11 protein-coding genes are annotated in these 15,577 nt (G+C 67.7%); 8 read left to right on the top strand and 3 right to left on the bottom strand.

The features are described 5' to 3' along the window. The first annotated feature begins 281 nt into the window (after positions 1-281). From G9473_RS09650 to G9473_RS09630, 5 genes are all read left to right on the top strand, one after another. Positions 282-1,841: a glycosyl transferase family protein gene (locus G9473_RS09650; RefSeq protein ID WP_291132860.1), complete on the top strand. Its 1,560-nt coding sequence runs from the start codon at positions 282-284 to the stop codon at positions 1,839-1,841. After that, positions 1,811-3,103: a hypothetical protein gene (locus tag G9473_RS09645; protein WP_291132858.1), complete on the top strand. Its 1,293-nt coding sequence runs from the start codon at positions 1,811-1,813 to the stop codon at positions 3,101-3,103. Before G9473_RS09650 ends, G9473_RS09645 begins: the two co-directional genes overlap by 31 nt. 90 nt (positions 3,104-3,193) lie before the next feature. Then, on the top strand, positions 3,194-4,108 hold the full coding sequence (locus tag G9473_RS09640) for a sulfite exporter TauE/SafE family protein (RefSeq protein ID WP_291132856.1): 915 nt from the start codon (positions 3,194-3,196) through the stop codon (positions 4,106-4,108). 47 nt (positions 4,109-4,155) lie between these two features. After that, positions 4,156-4,872, top strand: a complete 717-nt coding sequence (locus G9473_RS09635; RefSeq protein WP_291138388.1) for a TIGR02186 family protein — start codon at positions 4,156-4,158, stop codon at positions 4,870-4,872. Positions 4,873-5,016: 144 nt separating this feature from the next. Continuing rightward, entirely contained in the window at positions 5,017-6,720 is a 1,704-nt protein-coding gene (locus tag G9473_RS09630; RefSeq protein WP_291132854.1) for a DUF87 domain-containing protein, read from the top strand. Between the two features lie 187 nt (positions 6,721-6,907). Here the strand turns inward: G9473_RS09630 and G9473_RS09625 are convergent, their stop codons facing one another. Together G9473_RS09625 and G9473_RS09620 are read right to left on the bottom strand one after the other, a co-directional pair. Continuing rightward, positions 6,908-7,642: a 7-carboxy-7-deazaguanine synthase QueE gene (locus tag G9473_RS09625; protein ID WP_291132851.1), complete on the bottom strand. Its 735-nt coding sequence runs from the start codon at positions 7,640-7,642 to the stop codon at positions 6,908-6,910. Positions 7,643-7,923: 281 nt separating this feature from the next. Next, the gene (locus G9473_RS09620) at positions 7,924-8,253 is read right to left on the bottom strand and encodes a UrcA family protein (RefSeq protein ID WP_291132849.1); all 330 of its coding nucleotides are present in this window, start codon (positions 8,251-8,253) and stop codon (positions 7,924-7,926) included. Between the two features lie 317 nt (positions 8,254-8,570). Between G9473_RS09620 and G9473_RS09615 the strand changes: the two genes are divergently transcribed. Then, positions 8,571-10,598 (top strand): winged helix-turn-helix domain-containing protein, encoded by a 2,028-nt coding sequence (locus tag G9473_RS09615; protein ID WP_291132847.1) that lies wholly within the window; start codon positions 8,571-8,573, stop codon positions 10,596-10,598. 30 nt (positions 10,599-10,628) lie between these two features. On the opposite strand, the gene G9473_RS09610 is transcribed toward G9473_RS09615, so the two are convergent. Further along, a complete protein-coding gene (locus tag G9473_RS09610) occupies positions 10,629-13,373 on the bottom strand; it encodes a valine--tRNA ligase (RefSeq protein WP_291132845.1) in 2,745 nt (914 codons plus the stop codon). Positions 13,374-13,594: 221 nt separating this feature from the next. Between G9473_RS09610 and G9473_RS09605 the strand changes: the two genes are divergently transcribed. Together G9473_RS09605 and G9473_RS09600 are read left to right on the top strand one after the other, a co-directional pair. Then, positions 13,595-14,701 (top strand): ABC transporter permease, encoded by a 1,107-nt coding sequence (locus G9473_RS09605; protein WP_291132843.1) that lies wholly within the window; start codon positions 13,595-13,597, stop codon positions 14,699-14,701. Positions 14,702-14,704: 3 nt separating this feature from the next. Then, entirely contained in the window at positions 14,705-15,538 is an 834-nt protein-coding gene (locus G9473_RS09600) for an ABC transporter ATP-binding protein (protein WP_291132841.1), read from the top strand. The last annotated feature ends 39 nt before the right edge of the window (positions 15,539-15,577 follow it).

Raw genomic sequence — 15,577 nt, 5'->3', positions numbered from 1 at the left:
TGACGCTCCGGATCGGGTCGGCGGGTCGAGTGACGGGCGGCGTTGCGAAGCCATCGCGCTTCGCGCTTCCGGTCCTTTGCGCATCGCACCATCATCGTCAAAGTGAAATTCCCCCCGAGGGGGCTTGCGCGACCGTGCGCGCCGGGTTGCATGGCCAAATAACCCTTGCCGCTTGCGGCGGCGGACCTTCAGAAATTGTCAAGTCCCCGCGCCACTTCTGCCCGAGTATTGAAGTGTCTCTGTGTCGGCGATAAGCTAACATAGGTTAAGGAGGGGTCGCCTTGACATTGATCGGACTGGATTTCTGGCAGGTGCTGGCCCTGGTCCAGCACGAATTGCTGTTGTTCGCTGCGGTGTTTTTCCTGATCGGCGCGCTCGACGACATCGCGGTCGATGCCCTTTGGGTGTGGCTGCGGCTGCTCGGGCGGGCGACGACCCTGCGACTCGACCGCGACGACCTGCGCGCGCGCCGCCTGCACGGTCGCGCGGCGGTGTTCGTACCGGCGTGGTCGGAAGCCTCGGTCATCCGCGAGACGATTGCCCGGCTGCTCGCGGCCTGGCCGCAGGCCGACCTCAGGGTCTATGTCGGATGCTATCGCAACGACCCCGCGACCATCGCCGCCGCGATGCGTGCCGCGCCCGGCGACGCGCGCCTGAGGATCGTGATTCACGACCGCGACGGCCCCTCGACCAAGGCCGATTGCCTCAACCGCCTCTACCGCGCGCTGGCCGAAGACGAGCGGCGGCTGGGCGAGCGCTTCGCCATGGTGGTCTTCCACGATGCCGAAGACATCGTCGATCCGGCCGGGCTCGGCCTGCTCGACCTTGCGGTGTCGCGCGGGGCCGCCTTTGCGCAATTGCCGGTGGAGCCGATCGTCCATCGCGAGGGCGGATTATTCCGCCGCCACCTGGGCAGCCATTACTGCGAGGAATTCGCCGAATCTCACGGCAAGGCGATGGTCGTGCGCGATGCGCTCGGCGCGGCGCTGCCTGCGGCCGGGGTCGGCTGCGCGGTCGCGCGCGACGCGCTCGACCGGCTCTGTCGCCGCGACGGGGAACGCACCGATGAGGACGGACTCGTCGCACCCTTCCGGGAGGATTCGCTGACCGAGGATTACGAGCTCGGCCTTGCCATCGCCGAATCCGGCGGGCAGTGCCGCTTCGTCCGGGCGCGCGGCGTCGACGGGCGGTTGATCGCGACTCGCGCGCTGTTTCCCGACCGGCTCGAAAACGTCGTGCGCCAGAAGACCCGCTGGATCCACGGGATCGCGCTGCAGGGCTGGGACCGGATCGCATGGACCCGCAGCGGGCTCGAAATCTGGATGCGCGGGCGCGACCGGCGCGGGCCGCTGACCGCGCTGGTGCTGGCGCTGGGCTACACGCTCCTGTTGCTGACCGGGGCGCTGTGGGCGGCGCAGGCGTTCGGCCTGGCCCCGGCAGTCGCGATGAGCCCGCTGCTCGAGGTTCTTCTGGTCGCCAATCTCGCGACCTTCGCCTGGCGCGCGCTGTGGCGTTTCGCCTTCACCACGAGCGTCTACGGACCGGTCGAGGGGCTGCGCGCGGTGCTGCGCATCCCGCTCGCCAACGTGGTCGCGATCATCGCCGGGCGCAGGGCGGTGACGGCCTATGCGAAGACGCTCGCCGGGCGCGCGGTCGAATGGGACAAGACGCCCCATACGGAGCACTCGCCCGCCCATCTGGACCTGCGTTCGGGCGAGGTCGTTCCGGCTCCCGGCGCGGACTGGTTGCCCGACCACGCCTTCACGGGCAGCGCCCCGCGCCGCCCGAACCCGGCGGGCGAGGCGAGCCGATGGACCCCGGCGGGGGCGACCGCGTCGTGAGCGCCGCCCGGACGGGCCGCCGGGGCAAGCCGCTGGCGCTGCTCGGCGTCTTGCTGGCGGCCTGGGTGGCGGGCCGCGCGCTGTTCTGGCAGAGCCCTTTCGCGCCGAGCGATGCACTGCTTGCGGCCGGCGAGCCGGACGCCGGCATCGCGGCCGATGCTGCCGCCCCTGCCTCGCTCGCCTCGCAGAAGGCCGCATCGGGTCAGGCCGCACCGGGGCAGGTCGCCGCTGGGCAAGCTGCACCGGGTCAGGACGCGCCAACCAGGCTTTCCCCCAGGCTCGCGCGGGAGCGGGCGGAGGCCGGGCGGATACCGCTTTCCCCGCGCGCCACCCCTGGAGGCCCGCTCATCGCTCCGGCCCTGCGCGGACGGACCCCGGCCCTGCGGCCCGGCAGCGCCGCCTCGCTCGCCCACACACGCCTGTTCGAAGCGGCGATGCGAGCGAGCTTTACCCGCGCGGCCTATGCCGACACCCGCACCGCAGGGCCCTACGGCGTCGGCACGGGCGAGCAGCCGCCGCCTTTCGCGCCGCCCGAGGCATCCCCTTCCACACCGCCTGTCGCGGCGCGCGAGCGCCGTGCGGCGGCTCCGCCCGATCGCTGGTCGCTCGATGCCTGGCTGTTCTGGCGCGAGGGCTCGGACGCCGCGCCGATCTCGCAGGGACGCGTGCCGATCTACGGCGCGAGCCAGGCCGGCGCGAACCTGCAATGGCGCGCCCGGCCCTCATCCCCGCACGACCCGCGAGTTTATGCGCGGGCCTATCGTGCGCTGGTGTCGCGCGGCGAGAGCGAGGTCGCGCTCGGCGCCTCGGCTCGCCCGCTGCCGGGCCTGCCGGTGCGGGTGATGGGCGAGGTGCGCGTGACCGACGGGCCCTTTGCGACCGAGCTGCGCCCCGGGGCATTCGCCGTGACCGAACTCGCGCCGCAGCGCCTGCCGCTTGCCTTCTCGCTCGAAGCCTACGCCCAGGCCGGTTATGTCGGCGGCAACGCGGGCACGGCCTTCGCCGACGGGCAGGTCGCGCTCACCCGAGAGGTCGCGCGGTTCGATGCCGGGCCGATGGGCCCGGCGCGCTTCAGTCTCGGGGGCGGGGCATGGGGCGGCGCGCAGGAAGGCGCGAGCCGGCTCGATGTCGGCCCGACCATGCGGCTCGACCTCAAGGTCGGTGAGGTTCCCGCGCGGGTCTCGGTCGACTGGCGCGAGCGCGTCGGCGGCGATGCCGCGCCATCCTCGGGGGTCGCCGCGACGGTTTCGACCCGGTTCTGAGCCCCCCGCCGCAAAGGCGCCTCCGGAACGGCGGCAAAGCCCGCCTCCGCCGTCTTTCAAGAGGGCGCGCGCTGGGCTAGGGCGAGCGCCATGGACGTTTACCTTCCCATTGCGAATCTTTCGGTGAACGGCCTTTTCATCGTGCTCCTTGGCGGGCTGACGGGCATCCTTTCGGGCCTTTTCGGCGTCGGCGGCGGGTTCCTGACGACGCCGCTGCTGATCTTCTACGGCATCCCGCCGACCGTCGCCGCCGCTTCCGCCGCCACGCAGGTGACGGGGGCGAGCGTGTCGGGCGTGCTCGCGCACTCCCGGCGCGGCGGGGTCGATTACCGGATGGGCGCGGTGATGGTCGGCGGCGGAGTGATCGGCGCGCTGATCGGCGCGCTGCTGTTCCGCCTGCTGCAGGCGCTGGGACAGATCGATGTCGTCATCAACATCCTCTATGTCCTGATGTTGGGCACGATCGGCTGGTTGATGATGCGCGAGGCGATCCAGGCGCTGCGCAAGGGCGATACCGGGGGGGATAGCCAGCCGAGGAAGCGCCGCCACCACCCGCTCGTCGCGGGGTTGCCGTTCCGCTGGCGGTTCTATGCCTCGGGCCTCTACATCTCGCCGCTCGCGCCGCTGATCCTCGGCACGCTGGTCGGCATCCTGACCATGCTGATGGGCGTGGGCGGCGGGTTCATGCTGGTTCCTGCGATGCTCTACATCCTCGGCATGAGCGGCAATGTCGTGGTCGGCACCTCGCTGTTCCAGATCCTGTTCGTGACCATGGTGACGACCATGACCCATGCCCTCACGACCAAGGCGGTCGACATCGTGCTCGCCGGCCTGCTGCTGATCGGCTCGGTGCTCGGCGCGCAGTTCGGCACGCAGATCGCGATGAAGGCGCGGCCCGAACTGCTGCGGCTGGTGCTGGCCGGTATCGTGCTCTTCATTGCGCTTCGGATGCTCTACGGGCTCGGCGTACAACCGGACGAGATCTACACGGTGGACCCGCTGTGAGACGGTCATGCGCGGCCCTCCTCCTGCTGCTTGCCGCGCCTTTCCTGATGGGCCAGCGCGAACCCGTGCTCGTGCCCGAGGTGAGCCAGTCGCGGGTCGAGGTGCGGCAGGGCTTCACCGGCGCGAACCTGCTGCTTTACGGCGCGATCATCGATCCGGACGGACCCGGCACGGGGACCGATTACGACATCGTCGTGGTTCTGAAAGGCCCGACCGAACCGGTCCGCATCCGCGAAAAGGAGCACGTCGCCGGGCTCATCTGGATGAACGCGGGATCGTCCGATTTCCGCTCCGCGCCGTCCTTCTTCGCGGTCGCCTCCTCGCGGCCGGTCGAGGAGATCGTCGATCCGCGCACCGCCGCGATCTACGAGCTGGGCACGGATTTCATTCAGTTCTCCCCGACCGGCGAAATCGACCCTGAAGAGCAGAGCCGCTTCGCCCGCGGGCTTGTCGAGATGCGTCGGCGTGCGGGGCTTTACAAGCAGGACCCGGACGGCGTGCGGATCAGCGAAGGCGTGCTCTACCAGGCGCGCATCGCGCTTCCCTCCAACGTCACGACGGGCAAATACACCGCCGAAACCTTCGCCATCGCCGACGGGCGCGTGCTGGCCTCGGCGACGGCGGACATCGAGGTGGTCAAAGTCGGGCTCGAAGGGCGGGTGGTCGCCGCCGCGCAGCGCTGGTCGCTGTTTTACGGGCTCGGCGCGATCGTCCTGTCGGTGGCGATGGGCTGGATCGCCGGGCGCCTTTTCTCCCGCATCTGAACCGCTGCGCAGGCGTTCCGGTGCGGGCTTCGTTGACGCGTTCTTAACCCCGATCCCGGTATCCCCGCAGGCGCCGGCGCGCTGTCGGCAGGGCCCGGCCGCGCCGGGTCGTCGCAACACGGACGGGCAAGGAAAAAGGCGCAGATGGCCGACATGGGCAAGCACGATTTCGAGCGCTTCACCGGGGAGCAGCCGCTCGGCGCTCCGGCCGCGGCGGACGAGGCGTTCGACCGCGACGAAGGGCCGGACAACGCCCGGATGCCGATCGGCGTCGTGCTCGAGATTTCCGGCTCGGGCTCGCAGATCGCCTTCGACCTGCAGCGCATCAACGAATGCATGGCGGACGAAGACCCCTCGGTGGCGCTCGCCGGGCAGGTCGGCAGCCAGGTCAAGATCCGGGTCGGCGATGCCTGGCTGCTCGCCAGCGTGCGCGATCAGCGCAAGGACCGCCGCACCGAAGGCGGGATCATCGCCCATATCGACTTTCTCGGCGAAGGCTCGGAGGAAAAGCTCACCGGGCGCATCCACGGCTTCAAGCGCGGCGTGACGCGCTATCCGATCCCCGGCGCGATGGTCTATCCCGCGACCACCCGCGACCTCGAACAGATCTATGCCAGCGACGGGCGGGCCAACATCACGATCGGCAAGGTCTTCCCGACCAAGGAAATTCGCGCCGGGCTTTATATCGACGCCATGCTGGGCAAGCATTTCGCCCTGCTTGGCTCGACCGGCACCGGCAAGTCGACCAGTGCCGCGCTCATCCTCCACCGCATCTGCGAGGCTGCGCCCGACGGCCATATCGTGATGATCGACCCGCACGGCGAATACGCCTCGTCGTTCCGGACGATGGGCCAGATCCTCGACGTCTCGAACCTCCAGATGCCCTACTGGCTGATGAATTTCGAGGAGCACTGCGAGGTCCTGCTGACCAGCGACGGCAACCAGCGCCAGGTCGACATGGACATTCTCGCCAAGTGCCTGCTCGCCGCGCGCTCGAAGAACCGGCTGGCCGAGACGATGGGCAAGATCACGGTCGATTCGCCGATCCCCTACCTGCTGTCCGACCTCTCCAACATCCTCAAGGACGAGATGGGCAAGCTCGACAAGGCGACTTCGTCGGCGCCCTATATGCGGATCAACGGCAAGCTCGAGGAACTCAAGGCCGACCCGCGCTACCAGTTCATGTTCTCCGGTATGCTGGTGGGCGACACGATGGCGAACTTCATCTCCAAGGTTTTCCGTATGCCGGGCGAGGGCAAGCCGATTTCGATCATCGACGTCTCGGGCGTGCCTTCCGACATTACCTCGACCGTGGTCGCCGTCCTCTCCCGCCTCGTGTTCGACTTTGCGATCTGGGGGCGCGAGGAGAGGACGCGGCCGATCCTGCTGGTGTGCGAGGAAGCCCATCGCTACGTGCCGAGCGAGAAACACGCCGACGGCTCCTCGGTCGCGAAGATCCTCGGCCGCATCGCCAAGGAAGGGCGCAAATACGGCATCAGCCTCGGCCTCATCACGCAGCGTCCCTCGGACCTTGCCGAAGGCGTGCTTTCGCAATGCGGCACGATCATCTCGATGCGTCTCAACAACGACCGCGACCAGGCTTTCGTCAAGGCCGCCATGCCCGAAGGGGCGCGCGGCTTTCTCGATTCGATCCCGGCGCTGCGCAACCGCGAATGCATCATCTGCGGCGAGGGCGTCGCCATCCCGATCCGCGTGACCTTCGACAATCTCGAGGAACACAAGCGCCCGGCCTCCGAAGACCCGAGCTTCGTCGAGCTGTGGAACACAAGCGGCGGCGAGGAGGAACTGGTCCAGCGCGTCGTGCTCAGGTGGCGTTCACAGGGGTAATTTGTTCTCCTTTCTTCCTTCCTTCCTTGCTCTTCACAGAACTACGAAGCCGCAAGGCTTCGCAAGGCCGGAGCCGAAGTCGAAGACGCAGGCGTGCACGGCACACCTGCAAGGCCGCCCGCAGGCGCTCGCGCGCAGCGCGAAACAGTGCCGAGGACGCGCGCCCGGATGGGCGCGCGCAAAACAATCACGTCCCCCGAGTGTCGCCGTAAAGGTGGATGTGCATCCGGTCGCTCATGCGGAAACCGTGTTCGAGGCATAAGGGTGCAAGCCATTCCTGCCGTGCGCGCAAGCGTTCGCTGTCGGTCCCCTCGGCCATCAGGAAGACGTGCCCGCGCCGGAAACGATAGCGCCGATCGAGCGCCAACACTTCGTCAACGTCACCCGGCGAGGCGATCACGAACTTGAAGAAGGCGCGCGGATCGGTCGCGTAATCGTCGAGTCTTTCGGGGACCAGCGCAAGGTCCGCCGGATTGCCGCTATGCGCCAGCTTGGGGCTGACATTGTACTGGTCCACCCGCACGTCGAGCCGGGGCGGGGCCTTCACGGTCCCGTTCGTCTCGATCTCGACGGTCATGTCGGGCAGGTGTTCGAGCATCTCGGCGAGCTTCCCGCCCTGCAACAGTGGCTCGCCCCCGGTGATGACGAGCCGCTCCTGCCCGAGCGCCGCGATCCGCTGCGCCGCCTCTTTCGGGGAAAGCGTCACCTGGTTCGCCTTGCGCTCGAAGACGGTGTCGTCGCGATGCGGGCGATTGTCGCCCTCGAAGCGCCACGTATAGGCCGTGTCGCACCACGTGCAGGCAAGGTTGCAGCGCGACAGACGCACGAAGGCGACCGGCAAGCCCATGCTCGGCCCTTCGCCCTGGAGCGAAGCGAAGATTTCCGGCCCGCCGTCATCGTCTCTGGCAAGGACGAGGCTCATGCCGCCGCCCTGCGCCGACCGCGCAAAGGTGACAAAGGTGACACGCTGTCACTTTCCCAACTCGCTTGAATTGGATGAAAAGACAGGCGCTTGCCGGCTGCGAGCCGAAGCGGACGGACAGGGGGACGGGGGCCTTTTGCCGGGGTCGGGGACGCGAACATGACAGGGCCTATGCCACGAAACGACAGCGTAGGAAATTTCCCTTCACTCGCCGCCCGAAAAGGAAAGGACGGCGCCGGGGACACGGCGCCGTCCACACGGGTGCTGGGGGCTCCGAAGTGTCAGCCGCGCACCGTGATCGTATCCTTCCCCGCGAGGCGCTCGGGATTGCGGGCGACCTCGGCGATGGCGAGAGCGACCGGCTCGGCGAAGCTGTCGCGGCAGTCGCGCACCGCGCGCAGTTCGGCGAGGCCGCGACCCTTGGGGCGGCCGCAGGCATTGCGGATCTCGGTGGCGAAGCGCTGTTCGAGCATCTGGACGCCGGCATCGCTAGCGAGGTCGAGGCCGCTGGTGTCGACCGTGACCGAGATGTCCTGGGGATTGCCGGCCGAAACGGGCGCGGCGGCGACGGCGATCGACAGGGCGATGGCGGTGGTGAAAGTCTTGAACATGGCATTTCTCCTTGCGTGTGGCTTGCGTTGATCGAAGCTGGCGGGGTGATGCGATCGAGCCGCGCCCCGTCGGCAAATCGAGAGCTAGGCGACCCGCCGGATTTCGACCTTGGCGTTTGCGTGAAGTCTGCGTGAAGGCTTCCTGAAACCTGATTCTTTCCTGAAGGTCCGCAGATTATCGCAATGATTTCAGATGGATGGCTCTTGATGAAATCGTCTTGCGCGAATGTGCGAAGGCATCGTGCGCGATGCGGGGCGTGACAATCCCGCCGGAAGCGCGATAATCTTCAGGAACTGGTCGCAGGGGAGCGCGCAAGTTGGACGACATCAGGGTCGGTCGCCATGTCCTTCAGCCGAATCGCCAGCTCCTTCTGGACGGGAAACGGGTGACGATCGGCCCCCGCGCGCTCGCGATCATCGGCACGCTTGCCGCCCGGCGCGGCGAGATCGTCACCAAGGATGAACTGTTTGAAGCGGTCTGGCCGGACACCATCGTCGAGGAGAACTCGCTGCAGGTGCACATCGCGTCCCTGCGCAAGGCACTGGGCGAGGATGCGGGTCTTATCGAAACGGTCCGGGGCGTGGGCTACCAGCTGCTCGACAATCCGCCCGAACCGCTGGCCGCCGAGCCGGGCAAGGATGAACCCGCGCACGAGCCGGTGCCGCAGGTCGCGGCAGGAGAGGAGATCGCCGCGGGACGCGAGGCCGCAGCCGAACCTGCGCGCGCGCCCGCTGCTGCCGCCCCGGACAGGCCGCAAAGGCGCAACCTCCCGCTTGTCCTCGGCGCCTGCGCAATCGTGCTGCTCGGCCTTGCCCTGCTGGTTCTGCCGGTCTTCTCCAGCGAGCAGCCCGCCGCCGCAGATGTCGAGCAGACGCTGGTGATCCTGCCGCTGGCGACCGACGGCGGCGAGCAGCAGGCGTTCCTCGGCAGTTCGCTGTCCTCGACCCTGTCGAGCGAACTCGGCCAATTGCCGCGCATCCGGATGATCGCGGCGACCTCCGCACGCGCGATCGCCCAGGACGCGCTGACACCCAACGAGGTGGCGGAGCGATTCGGGATCGACCTCCTGCTCGAAGGCGAGGTGCGCACGCGCGGCGAAGGGCTGAGCGCGACGGTCAGGCTGGTCGAAGCGGCTTCGGCCAGGCAGGTGTGGACCGACACGGTTGAAATCGCTTCGGGCAATCTCGGGATGCTGCAGGGCCAGCTGGCGCAGGCGATCGCGGCGGCGCTGAAAGCGCGGGTCGGGGCGGGCGCGGAGCCCGCGAAGGCGATCCGGACCACCGATCCCGAAGCCTACCGCGCCTATCTGCAGGGCATTTACGGGCTGAACTTCCCGCTTTCCGAAGGGGACAAGCGGCTCGAGGCTTACCGCCATTTCTCGCGCGCGGTCGAGCTCGATCCGGTTTTCGCCGAGGCATGGGCGGCACGGGCTTACCTGCTCGAGGCGAGCTTCAAGTTCTTCTTCCTGCCCGAGCGCGACCGTCCGGCCGATACCGTGATGGAGGACGCCGAGCGCGCGCTCGCGCTCGATCCCGACAACATGATGGCGCAGGTCGCGGCGACCTGGTGGACATTCACCGACAGCGGCAAGGTCGAACGCGCGGTCGCCGATCTCGAAGCGGTGCTGGCGCGCGATCCCGGCAACGAGGCGGCCGCCAATGCGATGCGCTTCATCTATTTCCAGGCGGGCGATCCCGAACGTATGCTCGAATGGGAGGACCGCTTTTACGAGGTCGATCCGTTCAACCTCAACGGCGCGTCGCGACGCCAGACCCCGCTGCTTTACATGGGCGATTACGAGGCGCTGGTCGATTTCCTCGACGAGTGCGAATTGTGCGACCTGCGCATGAAGCATTACCTGTTCGGCATGGGCGCGCTGGCGACGCCGGAGCAGATCCGGCGCGACCTGCCGCGCGTCGAGGCGATGCTGAGACAGGAATTGCCTGGCGAACAGGTCGAGCGGCTGCTCGCCGTGCCGCGCTGGCTGGCGACGGGGGAGGAGATGACCCCGGCAATGGAGCAGCGCCTGCTTGATTCGAGCCCTTACGAGGCCGCGCTGGCGGCGTGGTTCGGCGCCGAGGCCGATGTCGTGTTCGAAAAGATCGGGTGGGAGGACGCGCCCTATTTCTGGACGTCGATCATGACCGCCGGAGGACGCTACAGCCTGCCCCCGGCGATGCGGGCCGATCCGCGCTTTCATGCGAGGTTCGACAACCCGATCGGCCGCAATGTCCTCGCCTACCGCCGCAAGCGCGGGCTCAAGGAGGGAATGCCGATCGAACCCGGCGAGGTCGCGGCGGAAGAGGCAAGGCTCGCCGCGCGCGGGCTGGTGCCGCGCCGCTAGCCGTGCGGCGCGCCCGGCGCAGGGGCCGCCTCAGCCCAGCCGCGCGAGCGCCGCTTCGAGCCGCTCGATCTCGCCGGTGTGGTGGGCGTGGTCCTCGCGCGCCTTTTCGACCGCTTCCGGCTTGGCGCGTTCGACGAAGTTCGGGTTGGAAAGCCGCCCTTCGAGCGATTTCGCCTCCTTGCGGCTCGCTTCCAGCGCCTTTTCGAGCCGGGCCTTTTCAGTCTCGATGTCGATGATGCCTTCGAGCGGGATGACGAAGACATCCGACAGCGCCGTGACCTGCATCGCCGGGCCTTCCGGGGCCTCCCCGACCGTGACCGGCGCGAGGCGCGCGAGGCGCTCGATCGCGGCGGAGGACCGCTCGATCGTGCTCGCGGCAAGCTCGCTGGGCGAGGGCACGAAGGCCGCCAGTTTCGCCCCCGGCGCGATGCCGAGCTCGTTCTTGGCCGAGCGGACATTGGTGGTGAGGTCGATCACCCAGTCGATCGCGTCGGTCGCCGCCTTGCTGACCTCGGCTTGCGGTTCGGGCCACTTGGCGAGGATCAGTTCATAGGGCCTCTCCCCCCCTTCGACCCTGGCCTGCGCGTGCCACAGTTCCTCGGTGATGAAGGGCATGAAGGGGTGCAGCATGACGAGGATCTGGTCGAGCGCCCAGCCGGCGACTGCGCGCGTCTCGACCGCGGGCAGGGAGTCCGGGTCCGACCCTTCGGCGAAGACCGGCTTGATGAGTTCGAGATACCAGTCGCAGAACTTCGACCAGGTGAACTGGTAGATCGCGTTCGCCGCCGCGTCGAAGCGCAGTTCTTCCATAGCCTTCTCGATGGCGCGCGCGGTTTCTGCGACCTCGCCGATGATCCACTGGTTCGCGGCGAGGCGCGCGGCAGGGGCCTTCAACGAACCCGACGCGCCGATCCCGTTCGACTGGCAGAACCGCGCCGCATTCCACAGCTTGGTGGCGAAGTTGCGGTATCCCTCGACCCGCTTTTCATCCATCTTGATGTCGCGGCCCTGGCTCTCCATCGCCGCCATGAAGAAGCGCAGCGCATCCGCGCCGTACTTGTCGATGAGGCCCAATGGATCGACCACATTGCCTTTCGACTTCGACATCTTCTGCCCGTCGGGCGCGCGCACGAGGCCGTGGAGATAGAGCCTCGGCCACGGCGCTTTCCCCATGTTGTAGTTCCCCATCATCATCATCCGCGCATCCCAGAAGAACAGGATGTCGAACCCCGAGACGAGCAGCGAATTGGGGAAATGCTTGTCGAGCAGCGCGCTCTCTTCGGGCCACCCCAGCGTCGCGAAGGGCCACAGCGCCGAGGAAAACCACGTGTCGAGCACGTCCTCGTCCTGCTGCAGCGCTACGCCTTCGCCCGCCATGGCCTGCGCTTCCTCATAGGTTTCCGCGACGAAGACCTCCCCGTCGAGGCTGAACCACGCCGGGATGCGGTGGCCCCACCACAACTGGCGCGAGATGCACCACGGCAGGATGTTCTCCATCCAGTTGAAGAAGGTCTTCTCCCAGGAGGCGGGCACGATCTCGACCTCGCCCGAGCGGACCTGCTCGATCGGTTTCTGCGCGAGCGCCTTTTGGTCGAGATACCACTGGTCGGTCAGCCACGGCTCGATCACCACCCCGCCGCGGTCGCCGAAAGGCGTCGCGATTGCACGCGGCTCGGCGTCCATCTCGACCTCTTCGCCTTTCTTGGTCTTGGCCTTGTGCGGGATGAGGCAGCCAAGCTGTTTCATCCGCTCGACCACGAGTTCGCGCGCGCCGTCGACCCCGTCCCTGCGGAAGCGGTGGAGGCCGAGGAATTCATCCGGGATCAGCCCGTCGGCGGTCTGGACCACGTTGGCATCGCCGTCGAACATATTGAGCATTTCGGCGGTGTCGAACCCGGCGCGCTTGCCGACCTCGAAATCGTTGAAATCGTGGCCCGGCGTGATCTTGACCGCGCCCGAACCCAGTTCGGGATCGGCGTGTTCGTCGGCGACGATCGGCACGCGGCGGCCGGTGATCGGCAGGATCACGTGGCGGCCCACGACCGACTTGTAACGCTCGTCATCGGGATGGACCGCGACCGCCATGTCGGCGAGCATCGTCTCGGGCCGGGTGGTGGCGACCTCGATGTAATCGCGCCCGTCTGCGAGTGTCACGCCGTCCGCCAGCGGATACCTGAAGTGCCAGAAATGGCCCGGGATGGTCTGCTGCTCGACCTCGAGATCGGAAATCGCGGTGCGCAGTTTCGGGTCCCAGTTCACCAGCCGCTTGTCGCGGTAGATGAGGCCGTCGTTGTAAAGGTCGACGAAGACCTTGGTGACGGCCTTGGTGAAGTGATCGTCCATCGTGAACTGCTCGCGGCTCCAGTCCATCGAACAGCCCAGCCGGCGCAGCTGGCGGGTGATCGTCCCGCCGCTCTCTTCCTTCCACTCCCACACCTTCTGGACGAATTCCTCGCGGGTGTAGTTCGTGCGCTTGTCCTGCCGCGCCTCGAGCTGGCGTTCGACCACCATCTGCGTCGCGATGCCCGCGTGGTCGGTCCCCACGACCCACAGCGCGTCCTTTCCGCGCAGGCGTTCGTAGCGGATCACGATGTCCTGCAGCGTGTTGTCGAGCGCGTGGCCGGTATGGAGCGAGCCGGTCACGTTGGGCGGCGGGTTGACGATGGTGAAGGCTTGCGCGTCCGGCCGTTCGGGTCGGAAACAGCCGTTCGTCTCCCAGTGTTCGTACCAGCGCGCCTCGATCTCGGCGGGATTGAATGTCGTGGGCAGGGTCATTTTGTATCGCTCTTTTTTCCGGGCCGCCCGCTTCCCCGCCCTTCCGCCCGGAGTTTGCCGGGACACTATCCGGGTCGAAGGGCGGGGGAGTGGGCGGCTTGGCCCCAAATCAAATGTCCCCACCCCATGCCAAAGCCCCTTGTGCGGCGCAACACGTGAGACGGGCGCGCCTCGCGGCAAGGTGTTGCAGGCGCGCCGCTTTGTCCGCATAGCGTCACGCGATGGACGAGGCAGCGCATTACGAGCTCCACGAAGGCGAAGGCGGCGTCCGCCTCGCGCTGTCCGGCCCCCTGCTGGTCTCGACCATGGGCCGGATCGAGCCCGAACTGCGCCGCCTCGCCGAAGACATCGCCGTCATCGACCTGTCGGGCGTCACCGAGATCGACACCGTCGGCGCATGGGTCGCCTGCCGCCTTGCCGACGAACATTCCGCCGTGATCGAGGGCGAAGGCGAGGGCACGCGCCACCTGCTCGACGCGATTGGCGGGATGAAGGGCGAACCGCCCATCGAACACCGCGTGCCCGTGTGGGAGCGCGTGCCGGTCGCCACCGGCGAAAAGGTCTATGCCGCGCGCGCCGGGATCGTCGGTGTTGTCGGCTTCTTCGGCCAGATCCTGATCGCCTTTTTCACGATCCTCCTCCACCCCTCGCGCTTTCCCCACCGCGCGCTGGTGCGCCAGATGGAGCTGGTCGGCGTTGCCGCGCTGCCGATCATCGGGCTGATGAGCTTTCTGATCGGGGTCGTCATTGCCCAGCAGGGCGCGGTGCAGCTGGAACAGTTCGGGGCCGAATCGCTCACCATCAACCTCGTCGGGCGGATCACTTTGCGCGAACTCGGCGTGCTGATGACCGCGATCATGGTCGCGGGCCGTTCGGGCAGCGCCTTTGCCGCGCAGATCGGCACGATGAAGCTGACCGAGGAGATCGACGCGATGCGCACCATCGGCATCTCCCCGGTCGAGGCGCTGGTCCTGCCGCGGATCATGGCGGCGACCTTCATGATGATCGTGCTCGGCTTCTACGCTTCGGTCGTCGCCATCATCGGCGGCGCGGTGGTCGGCCAGTTCGGGCTCGGCATTCCCTTCTTCACCTTCCTCGAACGCATCCAGGAAGTCGTGCCGACCTATGATTTGTGGGTCGGCCTCATCAAGGCGCCGGTGTTCGGCCTGATCGTCGCACTTGCCGGGTGTTATCACGGGATGCAGGTGCGCGGGAATTCGGAGGAAGTCGGCGCGCGCACGACGCTCGCGGTGGTTTCGGCGATTTTCGCGGTGATCGTGCTCGACGCCTTCTTCGCGGTGTTCTTCACCGAGATCGGGTGGGGCTGAGCCATGGCGGACAAGCGCAAGCGAGGCCACGAACGCCACTCGGACGAGCCGCCCATCGTGGTCGAGGGGCTGGTCAACCGCTTCGGCGATTTCACCGTGCACGACGGGCTCGACCTCACGGTGCGGCGCGGCGAGATCCTCGGCGTGGTCGGCGGATCGGGGTCGGGCAAGTCGGTGCTGATGCGCTCGATCATCGGGTTGCAGGTGCCGACCGCCGGGCGGGTCGACGTGCTCGGCCACACCATCACCGGGGTCGATCCCGACAGCAATTTCGGCGTGCGCAGCCGCTGGGGAGTCCTGTTCCAGGGGGGCGCGCTGTTCTCGACGCTGACCGTGGGCGAGAATGTCGAGGCGCCCTTGAAGCAGTTCTATCCCGAGCTTTCGGACGACCTGCGGCGCGAGATCGCTCGCTACAAGGTGCTCCTGTCGGGCCTGCCCGAAAACGCGGTGAACAAGTATCCGAGCGAACTGTCGGGCGGGATGAAGAAGCGCGCCGGCCTCGCCCGCGCGCTCGCGCTCGATCCCGAGCTGCTCTTCCTCGACGAGCCGACCGCGGGGCTCGATCCCATCGGCGCGGCCAAGTTCGACCGGCTGACGGTGGACCTGCGCGACACGCTGGGCCTGACGGTCTTCCTCATCACCCACGACCTCGACACGCTCTACGAAGCCTGCGACCGGGTCGCGGTAATCGCGGAAAAGACAATCATCGCGATCGGCACGATCCCCGAACTGGTGGAAACGGGGCACCCGTGGATCGAGGAATATTTCAACGGCCCGCGCGGCCGCGCGGCGCAGGGCGCGCACGCGCGCAGCCACGAGGCCGGGGGGCGGGCATGAGGCGAGCGAGGCATGGACAAGCCCCCCTGCGCCCGTCCA

Origin of the sequence: Erythrobacter sp. (assembly GCF_011765465.1) — a bacterium.
GTDB lineage: Bacteria > Pseudomonadota > Alphaproteobacteria > Sphingomonadales > Sphingomonadaceae > Erythrobacter.
This window is presented reverse-complemented; position numbering and strand designations above follow the sequence as displayed.

Bases quoted from the DNA above. Each gene is read 5' to 3' on its own strand.
- G9473_RS09600 (WP_291132841.1), top strand. From the start codon at position 14,705: ATGGCGGACAAGCGCAAGCGAGGCCACGAACGCCACTCGGACGAGCCG.
- G9473_RS09625 (WP_291132851.1), bottom strand. From the start codon at position 7,642: ATGAGCCTCGTCCTTGCCAGAGACGATGACGGCGGGCCGGAAATCTTC.
- G9473_RS09605 (WP_291132843.1), top strand. From the start codon at position 13,595: ATGGACGAGGCAGCGCATTACGAGCTCCACGAAGGCGAAGGCGGCGTC.
- G9473_RS09640 (WP_291132856.1), top strand. From the start codon at position 3,194: ATGGACGTTTACCTTCCCATTGCGAATCTTTCGGTGAACGGCCTTTTC.
- G9473_RS09620 (WP_291132849.1), bottom strand. From the start codon at position 8,253: ATGTTCAAGACTTTCACCACCGCCATCGCCCTGTCGATCGCCGTCGCC.
- G9473_RS09630 (WP_291132854.1), top strand. From the start codon at position 5,017: ATGGCCGACATGGGCAAGCACGATTTCGAGCGCTTCACCGGGGAGCAG.
- G9473_RS09635 (WP_291138388.1), top strand. From the start codon at position 4,156: ATGGGCCAGCGCGAACCCGTGCTCGTGCCCGAGGTGAGCCAGTCGCGG.
- G9473_RS09645 (WP_291132858.1), top strand. From the start codon at position 1,811: ATGGACCCCGGCGGGGGCGACCGCGTCGTGAGCGCCGCCCGGACGGGC.
- G9473_RS09610 (WP_291132845.1), bottom strand. From the start codon at position 13,373: ATGACCCTGCCCACGACATTCAATCCCGCCGAGATCGAGGCGCGCTGG.